The organism is Agromyces sp. NPDC056523, assembly GCF_042794545.1.
GTDB lineage: Bacteria > Actinomycetota > Actinomycetes > Actinomycetales > Microbacteriaceae > Agromyces.
In genome coordinates this window covers 154,736-168,998 of sequence record NZ_JBHTTM010000003.1, presented here as the reverse complement: position 1 = coordinate 168,998, position 14,263 = coordinate 154,736, and the positions used below count along the sequence as shown (strand labels likewise).

The window sequence follows — 14,263 nt, the reverse complement described above, 5'->3', positions numbered from 1 at the left end:
GGGCGCGCCGTCACGGGGTTCCCGGCCTCTCGCGCGAGCGTAGACTCGCCGGAACGAGGGGTGCGACGATGGACGACTCGATGGTGACCGTCAACGGACGGCCGCGCCCGCTGCGCGGGGTCGCGCCGCACACGACGGCGCTCGACTGGCTGCGGTCAGAGGGCCTCACGGGCGCGAAGGAGGGCTGCGCCGAGGGCGAGTGCGGCGCGTGCTCGGTGCTCGTCGCCATGCCCGACGGCGCCGACGGCACCGCCTGGACCGCCGTGAACTCGTGCCTCGTGCCGGCCGCCGGTCTCGACGGCCAGGAGGTCGTGACCGCCGAGGGGCTCGGCACGCCCGAGTCGATGCATCCGGTGCAGGCCGCGCTCGCCGCAGCGGGCGGCTCGCAGTGCGGGTACTGCACTCCGGGGTTCGCGTGCAGCATGGCCGCCGAGTTCTACCGGGCCGGGCGGCGCGAAACGGATGTCGCGCGCGCGAAGGATGGCGCAGGTGAGGCGGATGGCGCGAGCGCCTTCGACGTGCACGCCCTGGTCGGCAACCTGTGCCGCTGCACCGGCTACCGACCGATCCGCGATGCCGCGGTCGGACTCGGCGAGCCCGACGCCGACGACCCCCTGGCCGCGCGCCGGACCGCCCCCGCACCGGCGGCGGTCGGGACTCGGATCGAGGTGGACGGCTCGCGCTTCGTCCGGCCCCGCTCGCTCGACGAGGCCTTCGCCCTGGTCGCCGACGAACCCGATGCCGCGGTCGTCGCCGGCTGCACCGACTGGGGCGTCGAGGTGAACCTCCGTGGCCGTCGTGCGCCGCTCACCGTCGCCATCGACCGGTTGCCCGAGTTACGGGGCTTCTCGTTCGGCGACGCCGGCATCGAGCTCGGTGCGGGCCTGAGCCTGACCGAAGCTGAACGACTGCTCGACGGCCGGGTGCCGGTCCTCGCGGAGCTGTTCCCGCAGTTCGCATCGCCGCTGATCCGCAATCGCGCGACCCTCGGCGGGAACCTGGGCACGGCCTCCCCCATCGGCGACGCCGCGCCGGCGCTGCTCGCGCTCGAGGCACGGCTCGTGCTCGCCTCGGCCGACGGCGAGCGCGAGGTCGACCTCGCCGAGTACTTCACCGGCTACCGCGAGACCGTGCGCCGGCCGGGCGAGCTGATCCGCTCGGTGCGCATCCCGCTGCCGCTCGCGGCGCTCTCCGGGTTCCACAAGGTCGCGAAGCGCCGTTTCGACGACATCTCGAGCATGGCCGCGGCGTTCGCGATCGACGTCGGCGCCGACGGCGTCGTCGCGGCGGCGCGCATCGGGCTCGGCGGTGTCGCCGCGACGCCGATCCGTGCCCGCGCCACCGAGGCGGCGCTGGTCGGACGTCGATGGGACGTCGAGGCCGTGCGCGACGCCGCATCCGTGCTGGGCTCCGAGGGCACGCCCATGAGCGACCACCGGGCGAGCGCCGAGTACCGCGCGATCATGCTCCAGCAGTCGTTGCTCCGGTTGTTCCGGACGGCGGCCCCAGAGGAGGTGGTGCCCGCATGAGCGGACTCGCCGACCGTCCCGAAGGCGCCCTGGTCGGCGCGGCGCTGCCGCACGAGAGCGCGGCACGGCACGCCACGGGCACCGCCATCTACACCGACGACCTCGCCGCCGGTCGCCGCGACGTGCTCACCGCCTGGCCCGTGCAGTCCGAGCACGCGCACGCGCTCGTGACCCTCGACGTGGCGCCCGCGCTCGAGGTTCCCGGCGTGGTCCGCGTGCTCACCGAGGCCGACGTGCCGGGCGAGAACGACGCGGGCGCGAAGCACGACGAGCCGCTCTTCCCGTCCGAGGCGATGTTCCACGGCCACGCGCTCGCGTGGGTGCTCGGCGAGACCGCCGAAGCGGCCCGGCTCGGTGCGGCCGCCGTGCGCGTCGCGTACGAGCCGCTGCCGTCGATCATCACGATCGCCGAGGCGATCGACGCCGGGTCGTTCCAGGGCATCGCGCCGACCGTGCGGCGTGGCGACGCGGCATCCGCCCTGGCCTCGGCACCGCACGTGTTCGAGGGCGTCTGCGAGGTCAACGGGCAGGAGCACTTCTACCTCGAGACGCACGCCTCGCTCGCGCACGTCGATCCCGAGGGCCAGGTGTTCGTCGAGTCGAGCACGCAGCACCCGTCGGAGACGCAGCAGATCGTGGCGCACGTGCTGGGCGTGCCGAACCACCGCGTGACCGTGCAGTCGCTGCGGCTCGGCGGCGGCTTCGGCGGCAAGGAGATGCAGCCGCACGGATTCGCCGCGATCGCCGCGCTCGGCGCCACCCTCACCGGGCAGCCGGTGCGCGTTCGGCTCACCCGCACGCAGGACCTCACGATGACCGGCAAGCGGCACCCGTTCCACGCCGCCTGGCGGGCCGGCTTCGACGACGAGGGCCGCATCCTCGCGCTCGAGGCGACGCTCACCTCGGACGGAGGCTGGTGCCTCGACCTGTCCGAGCCCGTGCTGGGTCGGGCGCTGTGCCACGTCGAGAACGCGTACTGGATCCCGGATATCGTCGTGCTCGGCCGTATCGCGAAGACGCACAAGACCTCGCAGACGGCGTTCCGCGGATTCGGCGGCCCGCAGGGCATGTTCGTGATCGAGGACATCCTCGGCCGCGTCGCTCCAGTGCTCGGCATCGAGCCAGCGGTGCTGCGCGAGCGCAACCTCTACCGGCCGGGCCAGACGACGCCGTACGGGCAGGAGGTGCGGCACGCCGAGCGCCTCCACCACGCCTGGGCACGCGTGCGCGCCGAGGGCCGCGTCGATGAGCGCCGCGCCGAGATCGACGCGTTCAACGTCGCCCACCCCGACGTCAAGCGCGGGCTCGCGATCACGCCCGTGAAGTTCGGCATCTCGTTCACGTTCACCGCGTACAACCAGGCCGGCGCGCTCGTGCACGTCTACCGCGACGGCTCCGTGCTCGTGAACCACGGCGGCACCGAGCTCGGGCAGGGCCTGCACACCAAGATGCTGCAGGTCGCGGCGACCGCGCTCGGCGTGCGCATGTCGGCGGTGCGGCTCGCGCCGACCCGCACCGACAAGGTGCCGAACACGTCGGCGACGGCCGCGTCGAGCGGCGCCGACCTCAACGGCGCCGCGGTCAAGCACGCGTGCGACCAGATCCGCGAGCGCCTCCTGCCCGTCGCCGCCGACCTGCTCGGCATCGACGAGCGCGACGTGCGGTTCACGGGCGGGCTGGTGTCGGGGTCCGATCCGGATGGCACGTCGCTCGGCTTCCACGAGGTGGTCGAGGCGGCGTACGCGCGCCGCGTCCAGCTGTTCGCCGCCGGGTTCTATCGCACCGAGGGCCTCGGCTGGGAGCCCGGCACGATGCAGGGCACGCCCTTCAAGTACTTCGCATACGGCGTGGCCGCGAGCGAGGTCGAGGTCGACGGGTTCACGGGCGCGACGCGGTTGCGGCGCGTCGACATCGTGCACGACGTCGGCGACTCGCTCTCGCCGATCATCGACCTCGGCCAGGTCGAGGGCGGCTTCCTGCAGGGCGTCGGATGGCTCGTGCTCGAGGAGCTCCGCTGGGACGAGACCGACGGCCCGGGGCGCGGGCGCCTGCTCACGCAGTCGGCGAGCACGTACAAGCTGCCGAGCCTCGGCGAACTGCCGGACGAGCTCAACGTGCACTTCCTCGAGCGGGCGACCGAGGATGGCGCGGTCTACGGGTCGAAGGCGGTCGGCGAGCCTCCGCTCATGCTCGCGTTCAGCGTGCGGGAGGCGATCCGCGAGGCGGTCGGCGCGTTCGGACCGGACGGGCACAGCGTCGAGCTCGCCTCGCCCGCGACGCCCGAGGCGGTGTTCTGGGCGGTCGAGGCGGCGCGCGGCGCGGGCGGGGATGACGCCGCGACGGGCGCGGGCGCCTCCGACCGGCTCGCCGACGCGGGACTCGCCGACGCGGGACTCGCCGCCGCACGGCGGTCGCCGCGCGCGGAGCACTGAGCGAGGCGCGCGTGGACTGGGTCGACGCCGTGCAGCGGCTCCGCACCGAGCGGCGCCCCGGCGTCATCGTGACGCTCGCGATGGTGCGCGGCCACGCGCCGCGGAACGGCGGCGCGAAGATGGTGGTGTCGGCTGACGACGCGGTCGGCACGGTGGGCGGCGGCAACCTCGAGCGCACCGCGCTCGAACGCGCGGGAGCGATGCTGGCCGAAGCATCCGTCGAACCCGAACTGCTCACGCTGACGCTCAGCGACAAGGCCGTCACCGAGTACGGCGTGCAGTGCTGCGGAGGAGAGGTCACCATGCTGCTCGAACCCCTGCCGGTTGTGCCGGTCGTCGCCATCTTCGGCCTGGGACACGTGGGCCTCGAGCTCGCGCGCGTCCTCGCACGGCAGCCGCTCGAGCTGCACCTCGTGGACTCGCGCGAGCAGATGCTGGACGCCGCCCGCCTCGGCGTGCCCGGCGAGCGCGGTCCGCTCGGGGACGCCGTCGCGACCGTTGAGGTCGAGCACCGGCCCGTGCCCGAGTCGGCACTCTCCGACCTGCCGACCGGCGCCCACGTGCTCGTGATGACTCACGACCACGCCGAGGACCTCGCCATCTGCGACCTCGCACTGCGCACGCCCGGCATCGCGTCGATCGGGCTCATCGGGTCGCGCTCGAAGTGGGCGCGGTTCCGCACCCAGCTCGCCGCGGCCGGACACGACGACCGCGCGCTCGAGCGCATCACGACACCGATCGGCATCGCCGGCATCCGCTCGAAGGAGCCCGCGGCGATCGCGGTCAGCGTCGCCGCGCGGATCCTGCAGCTCGTCGAGGAGGCGGCTCCCGCCGGCACACCGGTGGTCGAGTAGCGCCCACCGGGGCTATGAACGCGCTCGGGCGGGCGGGGTGATGTGCGACTGCGCCGTCGCGGCGTTCCGCTCGGCGATGATCGCGGCGCGTCGAAGGCGCTCGGCCTCGAGCTTGCGCGCGAAGAGCGTCCACGTGAGCAGCGCCATCCCGGCGCCGACGAGCGCGCCGCCGATCGTGTCGGTGAGCCAGTGGGCGCCGACGTAGGTTCGGCTCACCGCCATGAGGAACGTGTAGATCGCGCTCGCGATCCACACCCAGCGCCTGGGCGCGATGATGCCGATCGCGACCGCGATCGTGGCCGCGTTCGCGACGTGGCCCGAGGGGAACGAGCCGAAGTCGGACACGACGAGGATGTCCTCGGGCCGCGCCCGCCCGAACAGGTTCTTGAGCACCTGCACCATGATCGCGCTGGCCGCGGACGCGACGATGAAGTACAGCGCCGCCCACGGGCGACGGATGACGAGCAGGGTCGCAGCGATCGCGATCGGCACGACGAACACGCCCATGATGCCGCCGCCGAGCTCGTCCATGCCGAACGCGAAGACATCCCAGATACCACCGCGGAACTCGAAGACGTCCTCCGCCCATTCCTCATCGATCTCGAACGGCAGCCCGCCCGACCGCAGTGCGATCAGCACCCCGAGCACGGCCGCGATGACGACCGCGGCGATGCCGGCGACCAGCGGCACGAAGCGCGCGACGTACTCGGTGCGGGCTTCGCGCGCGGCCGGCCGGAGGTCGTCGGCCTTCGCGGCGGTGCGACCGGCTTCGCTCGTGGTCGTGCCCTCGGGTCCCTGGTCGGTGCCGGGTGCGCTCATTCCCTCACGGTAGCCCGCGTGCCGCGAACCCCTTGAGATCGGATGCCGCGTGGCCGCGGTTCGCGCGACGCGCTATCCTCCGCCCTGCGCGCGGCACGCGCCATCCGCTCGCCCCGGTCAGTCGGAGAGCGCCGGCACCGTCGACGGCCGCACGAGCGCCCACACCGCGACGATCGCGATTCCGGCGGCGCCGAGCATGACGACCGCCATGGGGACCGCGCTGCCCACGCCGAGCAGTCCGACGAGCGGCGAGATGGCCCCGGCCAGGCCGAAGTTCAGCGCACCGAGGAGCGACGCCGCGGTCCCGGCCTCGGCTCCGTGGTTCGCGAGCGCGAGCACCTGCACCGCGGGGAAGGTGAACCCGCATGCGGCGATGTAGATCCAGAGCGGGATCGCCGTGCCCCAGAAGCCGGCGCCCGCGCCGTCGAGCACGATGATCGCGATCGCCATGGCGAGGTGCACGACGGTGGTGCCGGCGATCACGTACTGCGGCGGCACCGGCCCGCGGATGAGGCGCGACGAGACCTGCACGCCGGCGACGACGCCGATCGAGTTCACGGCGAAGAGCAGGCCGTACTGCTGCGGGGTGAAGGCGTACACCTGCTGGAACAGGAACGATGAGGTCGACAGGTACGCGAACAGGCCTGTGAAGGTCATGCCGCCGACGAGGGCCGCACCGAGGTAGACCCGATCGCGGAACAGCGCCCGGTAGCGCTGGCCGACCGACGAGTGGCCGGCGATGTGGCGGCGCGACTCGGGCAGGGTCTCGACGATGAGGAACCCGACGGCGACGACCACGACCAGGCCGTAGCCGGCGAGAACCCAGAAGACGCCGCGCCAGTCCATGACCTGCAGCAGCTGCGAGCCGATGACCGGCGCGAGCACGGGAGCGAGGCCGTTGACGAGCGCGAGTCGCGAGAGCATGCGCACGAGCGGCTTGCCGCCGAACAGGTCGCGCACCATCGCCATCGCGACGACGCCGCCGGCCGCGGCGCCGAAGCCCTGGAGCAGGCGGAACACCACGAGCCAGGCGATGTCGGGCGCGAGCGCCGCGGCGACCGACGCCGCGATGTGCAGCGCCGTCGAGAGCATGAGCGGCAGGCGACGACCGACCTTGTCGCTCCACGGCCCCACGATGAGCTGGCCGAGGCCGAAGCCGATCATCGTGCCGGTGAGCGTGATCTGGATGGCGGCGGCGTTCACGCCGAGCTCGGCCTCGAGCGCGGGGAAGGCGGGCAGGTAGAGGTCGATCGTGAACGGCCCGAGCGCGGTGAGCGCACCCAGCACGAGCACGTAGACGAGCCGCTGGCGGCGGCTGAGCAGGTCGCCCGGATGGCGCGGCGCGGTGTAGTCGTCGGGCCGGACGATGGGGATGGAGGCAGTGGACATGGCGTTCCCGAGGCGTGCTGGAGTGCGGACGTGCGAGCGGATGCCGCAGGCGCACGCCGTCGGGCGCCGGGCGAACGAAAACGGCGCCCGATCTGCTGGGCGCCGCCGGTGGGCGATCTCGGCCATCACGGCCTCGAATCGATTCGACTGCCTTCGAGTGTAGCGTTTCACCCCCGGTTCCGCGCAAGTGCGGACCGACGGGCCGACACCGGAGGCCTCAGCCCGCGGCGCCGAGCGGGTCGGCGAGCAAACCGGCGAACGCCGCCTCGGCCGCGCCGATCATGAGCCGGTCCTCGCCGAGCGCGGCCACGCGCACGTCGACGTCCTCTGCCGCGGCCGGCATCGCCTGCGCCGCCATCGCGTCGCGCAGCGCCGTCGGGTCGAGATCGGCGAGCGTCGCGAGGAACCCGCCGAGGATCACGAGCGACGGGTTCAGCACGTTGACGGCGTTCGCGAGCGCGGTCGCGAGGATGCGCCGCTGCCGGGCGAGCTCGTCGGCGATCGGGGCGCCGCCCGACGCCTCGAGGGCCGAGCGGATGGCGGCCGCCAGCGTCGGCTCGTCGGCGCCGCGCAGCCCGACCGCCTCGAGCAGGCGGGCGCGGCTGACCTCGTCCTCGAGCACGCCGCCGTTCGCACGGCGGTCCTCGGCCGAGGCGATGCCCGGACGGTTCTGGCCGAACTCGCCGGCGTACCCGCTCGCGCCGCCGACGGGACGGCCGTGCACGATGAGACCGCCGCCGATGCCGCTCGCGCCGCCGTTGAGGTAGAGCAGGTCGTCCACGCCGCGGCCTGCGCCGAACAGGTGCTCGGCGATCGCGCCGAGGCTCGCGTCGTTCCCGACTGCGCTGGGAAGGCCGGTCGCCTCCTCGACGAAGGCACGGATCGGCACCTCGCGCCATTCGAGGTGCGGCGCGAAGCGCACCAGGCCGTCGGAGGCGCGGACGAGTCCCGGCACGGCGAGACCGACGCCCGCGAACCGGGCGTCCTGCAGATCGCCCGCACGCCAGCGCCCGATCGAGTCGGCGATGAGGCGTGCCGTCTCCTCGGGCGTGACGAGGTGATCGACCTCGATGCGCTCGCGTGTCTCGATCCGGCCGCCCAGCCCGACGGCGGCCACGGTGACGGCGTCGACCTCGGGGTTCACGGCCACGGCGACGAGCCGGGGATGCGGCGCCACCACCGGTGACGGGCGTCCGACGCGATTCGTGGGATCGGGCGCGCGCTCCTCCGCGAGGCCGAGCTCGACGAGCTCCCCGGCGAGCGCGGCGATCGTGGACCGGTTGAGCCCGGTGAGCGCGGTGAGCCGTGCTCGCGAGAGCGGCCCCTCGAGATGCACGAGGCTGAGCACGCGCGCCAGGTTCCGGCGATGCACGCCGTCGAAACTGCCGGACCGGTCTTTCACGCGTCCACTCTAGGGACGCCCCCGCAACCGCACACCGTGGCACGCCGAATATGTTGCGCTTGACCGCAAATCGGAGGCGTCGTATATTCGAGTCGTCCGTATCACTTTCGGCGAAGATGTCGAAAATTTCGAAGGGTTCAATGATGAACAGACGCAGCACCATGCGGTTCGTCACGCTCACCGCGGCCACCGGCCTCGCGCTCGCGTCGCTCACGGCGTGCAGCGCCGGCGGCGGGGCTGACGACGGCGGCGACGGCGACGTCACCATCACCTGGTGGCACAACGGCACGACCGGTCCGCTCCCCGACGTCTGGGAGGAGGTGGCCACCGAGTTCGAAGAGGCGCACCCGGGCGTCACCGTCGAGCAGACCGGCTACCAGAACGAGGAACTGCAGCGCACGCTCATCCCGAACGCCCTCGCGGCGGGCGACCCGCCGGACCTCTTCCAGGTCTGGCCGGGCGGTGAGCTCCGCGACCAGGTCGAGAACGGCTACCTGATGCCGCTCGACGACGAGATCGGCGACACGATCGAGAGCGTCGGCGCGACCGTGAACCCGTGGCAGGTCGACGGTGAGACGTACGGCGTCCCGTTCACCTTCGGCATCGAGGGCTTCTGGTACAACACCGACCTCTTCGAGCAGGCGGGCATCGACGCGCCGCCCGCCACCTTCGACGAGCTCACCGACGCCGTCGGCAAGCTCAAGGACGCCGGCATCACCCCGATCGCCGTGGGTGCGGGCGACAAGTGGCCGGCCGCGCACTGGTGGTACCAGTTCGCCCTGCACTCCTGCTCGCCGGAGGCGCTCCAGGCGGCGGAGACCGAGTACGACTTCGAGGACGAGTGCTTCGTCGAGGCGGGCGAGCAGCTGGAGGAGTTCCTCGCGCTCGAGCCCTTCCAGGAGGGCTTCCTCGGCACCCCCGCCCAGCAGGGCGCGGGAAGCTCCGCCGGTCTCGTCGCGAACGGCCAGGCCGCGATGGAGCTCATGGGCCACTGGAACGCCGGCGTCATCGGCGGCCTCACCCCCGACCAGCAGGTGCCGCCGTTCCTCGGCTGGTTCCCCTTCCCCGGCATCGAGGGCGCCGACGGCGACCCGACCGCCGCGCTCGGCGGCGGTGACGGCTTCGGCTGCTCGGCGGAGGCCCCGCCGGAGTGCGCCGAGCTGCTGGAGTACATCATGAGCGAGGACGTGCAGGCGAAGTTCGCCGCCAGCGGCTCGGGCATCCCGACCGTCCCCGCGGCGACGGAGTCCCTCGACGACGAGAACCTCAAGGCCGTGGCCGAAGGCCTCGCGAACGCCTCGTTCGTGCAGCTCTGGCTCGACACCGCGTACGGCACCACCGTCGGCAACGCGATGAACGAGGGCATCACGAACCTGTTCGGCGGCGCCGGTACGCCGGAGGACATCGTCACCAAGATGCAGGACGCTGCGGCGACCCAGTAGCACCATGACCGCGACGCTCAACCCGGCCGGGCCCGCGACCACCGCGGGCCCGGCCCCCACCGCCCCGGTCCGGCGCAGCCGGTCCAGCTCGACCCGCCAGCGGGTCGAGATCGCGATCCTGGTGGGCCCCGCCCTGATCCTGTTCCTGGGCTTCGTGATCCTGCCGGTGCTGCTCGCCGCGGTCTACAGCCTCTACAACCTGCCCCCGGCGTTCCGCTGGGAGCACCTGGCCGACCCCGAGCGGTTCGTTGGCTTCGCCAACTACGAGCGCGCGTTCAACAGCCCCGAGTTCATCCGCGCGATCAGCAACAACTTCCTCATCCTGTTCCTGTCGCTGCTCATCCAGGGCCCGCTCGCGATCGGCATCGCACTGCTGCTCAATCGCCCGCTGCGGGGCCGGTCGGCGCTGCGCCTGCTGATCTTCGTGCCGTACGTGCTCGCCGAGGTCATCGCAGGTCTCTCGTGGAAGCTGCTCCTGCAGCCGCAGGGCGGCGTGAACGCGGCGCTCGAGGCGATCGGCCTCGGTGAGTTGCAGCAGAACTGGCTGGCCGATCCCGAGATCGCGCTGTGGACCCTGTTCTTCATCCTCACCTGGAAGTACCTGGGCTTCGCGATCATCCTGATGCTCGCCGGCCTGCAGGGCGTGCCCGAGGAACTCGCCGAGGCGGCGGCCATCGACGGCGCGAACTGGTGGCAGATCCAGCGCCACATCACGATCCCGCTGCTCGGCCCGACCATCCGGATCTGGGCCTTCCTCTCCATGATCGGCGCGCTGCAGCTCTTCGACATGGTCTGGGTGACCGTCGCCCCGACCGTTCGCGCAATGGCGACGGAGACCATGGCGACGTACATGGTGCAGCAGGGCCAGTTCGCCGGCCAGCCCGGCTACGGCAGCGCGATCGCCGTCATCCTCTTCTTCATCTCCCTCATCGTGGCGCTCGTCTACCAGCGCTTCGCCCTCCGCCGCGACCTCGCGGGCGCCATCACCCGAGGAGTGCGCTGACATGACCGCCACCACCGCCATCACCACGGGCCGTCCACCGGAGGACCTGCCCGTCCGGCGCACCGCCGGGCGCGGGTTCGACTGGGGCCAGCCCTTCGTGTACCTGATCGCCCTCGTCGTCGCGGCGCTCGCGATCGGTCCCGTCGTGTACGTCTTCATCGGCGGCTTCCGCACCACCGCCGACCTGAACGCCGATCCGGCCGGCCTCCCCGACCCGTGGACGCTGCAGAACTGGGCGACCGTGCTCGGCGCCCCGCGCTTCTGGGGCAACGTCTTCGCGAGCGTCGTGCTCGCGGTCGGCACCACGCTGGGCGTCGTCATCGTCGGCATCATGGCGGCGTTCGTCATCGCCAGGTACGACTTCCGCGGCCGGGAGGGGCTGTACACGCTGTTCACCGCGGGACTCATGTTCCCGCTCACGGTGGCCGCGCTGCCGCTCACGCTGCTGCTGCGCACGCTCGGCCTGCACGGCACCTACCTCGGCGTCATCATCCCGTCGATCGCGTTCGCGCTGCCGACGACGATCATCATCCTGGTGCCGTTCCTGCGCGCCATCCCCGACGAGCTGGAAGAGGCGGCGTCGATCGACGGCGCCTCGCGGCTCGGGTTCTTCTGGCGCATCCTGCTGCCGCTGTCGATGCCGGGCCTCGTGACCGTCGGCGTGCTCGCGTTCGTCGGCAGCTGGAACGGCTACCTCCTGCCCCTGCTCGTGATCAGCACCGGGACGCTGCCGCAGGACCTGTGGCCGCTGCCGCTCGGCGTCACGCAGTTCTCGACGCAGTACTCGCAGGACACCGCGGCCGTGCTCGCCTACACCTCGCTGGCGATGATCCCGGCGCTCGTGTTCTTCCTCGCCGCCGAACGACGCATCGTCGGCGGCCTGCAGGGGGCGGTGAAGGGATGACGCAGATCGACGACACCACGAGTGCCGAGTCGGCGACGACGGATGCCGCATGGCGCGACGCCGCGCGCCCGCTCGACGAGCGCGTCGAGGCCCTCGTCGGCGCGATGACGCTCGACGAGAAGCTCGCACAGCTCTACGGCGTGTGGGTCGGCGCGTCCGACGACGGTCACGCCGATGTCGCCCCGCACCAGCACGACCTGAACGACGACGTGGACCTCGACGCCGTCCTGCCCGCCGGGCTCGGCCAGGTGACGCGCCCGTTCGGCACGGCCCCGGTCGACGCCGCGGTCGGCGCGCTCTCTCTGGTGCGTATGCAGGAGCGCATCGTGGGCGCCAACCGCTTCGGCATCCCCGCCATCGCCCACGACGAGTGCCTCGCGGGCTTCGCGGCCTGGGGCGCCACCGCGTATCCCGTTCCGCTGTCGTGGGGCGCGACCTTCGACCCGGCGCTGGTCGAGCGGATGGCGCGCCGCATCGGCGAGGACATGCGTTCCGTGGGCGTCCACCAGGGGCTCGCGCCGGTGCTCGACGTGGTGCGCGACGCCCGCTGGGGCCGCGTCGAGGAGACGATCGGCGAGGACCCGTACCTCGTGGCGACGGTGGGCACCGCGTACGTGCGGGGGCTCGAATCATCCGGCATCGTCTCGACGCTCAAGCACTTCGTCGGCTACTCGGCGTCGAAGGCGGGACGCAACCTCGCGCCCGTGTCGATCGGGCAGCGCGAGCTCGCCGACGTGCTGCTGCCGCCGTTCGAGATGGCCGTGCGCGAGGGCGGCGCCCGCAGCGTCATGAACTCGTACTCCGACCTCGACGGCGTGCCGTCGGCAGCCGACCGGTGGCTGCTCACCGAGCTGCTGCGCGACACGTGGGGCTTCGACGGCACGGTCGTCGCCGACTACTTCGCGGTCGCGTTCCTGAAGCTGCTGCACGGCGTGGCCGACACGTGGGCGGATGCCGCGGGCGCGGCGCTCGAGGCCGGCATCGACGTCGAGCTGCCCACCGTGAAGGCGTTCGGCGAGCCCTTGCGCGCGGCGGTCTCGTCGGGCGCGATCGACGTCGCGCTCGTCGACACCGCGCTCCGGCGCGTACTCCGGCAGAAGGGCGAGCTCGGGCTGCTCGACGCCGACTGGTCGCCGATCCCGCCGGCGCTCCACGGCGTCGACCTCGCGGATGCCGCGGCGGTGCGGGGCACGATCGATCTCGACTCGTCCGCCAACCGCGACCTGGCGCGCGAGCTCGCCGAGCGCGCGATCGTGCTGGTCCGGAACGACGGGATGCTGCCGCTCGCCGTCGGCGAGGGCGCACCATCCGTCATCGCGGTCATCGGCCCGAACGCCGACGACCCGTACGCGATGCTCGGCTGCTACTCGTTCCCGACGCACGTCGTGACGCAGCACCCCGGCGTCGAGATGGGGATCCGCATCCCCACGCTGCTCGACGCGATCCGGGCCGAATTCCCCGGCAGCGACATCCGCCACGCCCTCGGCACGACCGTCGACGGCGGCGAGACCGACGGCATCGCGGCGGCCGCGGCGCTCGCCGCATCGGCCGACGTCGTCGTGCTCGCGCTCGGCGACCGTGCTGGGCTGTTCGGCCGCGGCACGAGCGGCGAGGGCTGTGACGCCGAATCGCTCGACCTCCCGGGCGCGCAGCAGCAGCTCGTCGACGCGGTGCTCGACACGGGCACGCCCGCCGTGCTCGCGCTCCTCGCCGGGCGTCCGTACGCGCTCGGCCGGGCGACGACCGAGGCGGCCGGCATCCTGCAGGCGTTCTTCGCGGGCGAGGAGGGCGCACCGGCCATCGCGGGCGTGCTGAGCGGGCGCGTGAACCCGAGCGGACGCCTTCCCGTCTCCATCCCGTCGACGCCGGGCTCCCAGCCGACGACGTATCTCGCCGCGCCGCTCGCGCGGGCGAACGACGTGTCGAACGTCGACCCGACGGCGGCGTTCGCGTTCGGTCACGGCCTGGGCTACACGTCGTTCGACTGGGAGTCGTTCGAGGGCGACGAGGACACGATCGCGACGGACGGCGCGGCGAGCGTCCGGCTCCGGATCCGCAACACCGGCTCGCGAGCCGGTACCGAGGTCGTGCAGCTCTACCTGCACGACCCCGTCGCGTCCGTCGTGCGGCCCGTGCAGCGGCTGATCGGGTTCGTCCCGGTCTCCCTCCAACCCGGAGCCGCCGCCGACGTCTGGTTCACGGTGCCCGCCGACCTCGCGTCGTTCACCTCGCGCACCGGCGAGCGGATCGTCGAGCCCGGCGACCTGGTGCTGAGCATCGGCCGCTCCGCCGGTGATCTCGCGCACGCCCACACCGTTCGCCTCACCGGTCCGAAGCGGGTGGTCGACCACCGCCGACGCCTGCACCCCGTCATCGATGTCGAACCCAGCCCCGTGGCGGCGCCCACGACGGGCTGAGCACCGCGACGGTACGGCGGATGGCGCTCCCCTGCGCTTCATCCGCCGGACCGCCGCGCCCGCGCGATCCCG

General features: G+C 72.7%; 10 protein-coding genes. 7 read left to right on the top strand and 3 right to left on the bottom strand.

What is annotated here, in order from left to right:
* The first annotated feature begins 68 nt into the window (after window positions 1-68).
* Genes ACFQ58_RS11675 through xdhC form a run of 3 tightly spaced genes read left to right on the top strand, consistent with a single transcriptional unit; the run spans window position 69 to window position 4,815 of the window.
* Window positions 69-1,529, top strand: coding sequence for a xanthine dehydrogenase small subunit (locus ACFQ58_RS11675; protein ID WP_376951276.1), 1,461 nt, complete (start codon window positions 69-71; stop codon window positions 1,527-1,529).
* A complete protein-coding gene (gene xdhB / locus ACFQ58_RS11670) occupies window positions 1,526-3,961 on the top strand; it encodes a xanthine dehydrogenase molybdopterin binding subunit (protein WP_376951275.1) in 2,436 nt (811 codons plus the stop codon). Before ACFQ58_RS11675 ends, xdhB begins: the two co-directional genes overlap by 4 nt.
* An 11-nt stretch (window positions 3,962-3,972) precedes the next feature.
* On the top strand, window positions 3,973-4,815 hold the full coding sequence (gene xdhC, locus ACFQ58_RS11665) for a xanthine dehydrogenase accessory protein XdhC (RefSeq protein ID WP_376951274.1): 843 nt from the start codon (window positions 3,973-3,975) through the stop codon (window positions 4,813-4,815).
* A 12-nt stretch (window positions 4,816-4,827) separates the two neighbouring features.
* On the opposite strand, the gene ACFQ58_RS11660 is transcribed toward xdhC, so the two are convergent.
* From ACFQ58_RS11660 to ACFQ58_RS11650, 3 genes are all read right to left on the bottom strand, one after another.
* The gene (locus ACFQ58_RS11660; protein ID WP_376951273.1) at window positions 4,828-5,634 is read right to left on the bottom strand and encodes a phosphatase PAP2 family protein; all 807 of its coding nucleotides are present in this window, start codon (window positions 5,632-5,634) and stop codon (window positions 4,828-4,830) included.
* Between the two features lie 117 nt (window positions 5,635-5,751).
* Window positions 5,752-7,023, bottom strand: coding sequence for a multidrug effflux MFS transporter (locus tag ACFQ58_RS11655; protein ID WP_376951272.1), 1,272 nt, complete (start codon window positions 7,021-7,023; stop codon window positions 5,752-5,754).
* A gap of 217 nt (window positions 7,024-7,240) precedes the next feature.
* The gene (locus tag ACFQ58_RS11650) at window positions 7,241-8,425 is read right to left on the bottom strand and encodes an ROK family protein (RefSeq protein WP_376951271.1); all 1,185 of its coding nucleotides are present in this window, start codon (window positions 8,423-8,425) and stop codon (window positions 7,241-7,243) included.
* A gap of 143 nt (window positions 8,426-8,568) precedes the next feature.
* Here ACFQ58_RS11650 and ACFQ58_RS11645 point away from each other — a divergent pair, with 143 nt between their 5' ends.
* The 4 genes from ACFQ58_RS11645 to ACFQ58_RS11630 are packed head-to-tail and all read left to right on the top strand — an operon-like array spanning window position 8,569 to window position 14,191.
* Window positions 8,569-9,867 carry an ABC transporter substrate-binding protein gene (locus tag ACFQ58_RS11645; protein ID WP_376951270.1) on the top strand — a complete coding sequence of 433 codons (1,299 nt, stop codon included), beginning with the start codon at window positions 8,569-8,571 and terminating at the stop codon, window positions 9,865-9,867.
* Window positions 9,868-9,871: 4 nt separating this feature from the next.
* Window positions 9,872-10,870, top strand: coding sequence for a carbohydrate ABC transporter permease (locus ACFQ58_RS11640; RefSeq protein ID WP_376951269.1), 999 nt, complete (start codon window positions 9,872-9,874; stop codon window positions 10,868-10,870).
* Window position 10,871: 1 nt separating this feature from the next.
* Window positions 10,872-11,774: a carbohydrate ABC transporter permease gene (locus ACFQ58_RS11635; protein ID WP_376951268.1), complete on the top strand. Its 903-nt coding sequence runs from the start codon at window positions 10,872-10,874 to the stop codon at window positions 11,772-11,774.
* The gene (locus tag ACFQ58_RS11630) at window positions 11,771-14,191 is read left to right on the top strand and encodes a glycoside hydrolase family 3 N-terminal domain-containing protein (protein WP_376951267.1); all 2,421 of its coding nucleotides are present in this window, start codon (window positions 11,771-11,773) and stop codon (window positions 14,189-14,191) included. Before ACFQ58_RS11635 ends, ACFQ58_RS11630 begins: the two co-directional genes overlap by 4 nt.
* The last annotated feature ends 72 nt before the right edge of the window (window positions 14,192-14,263 follow it).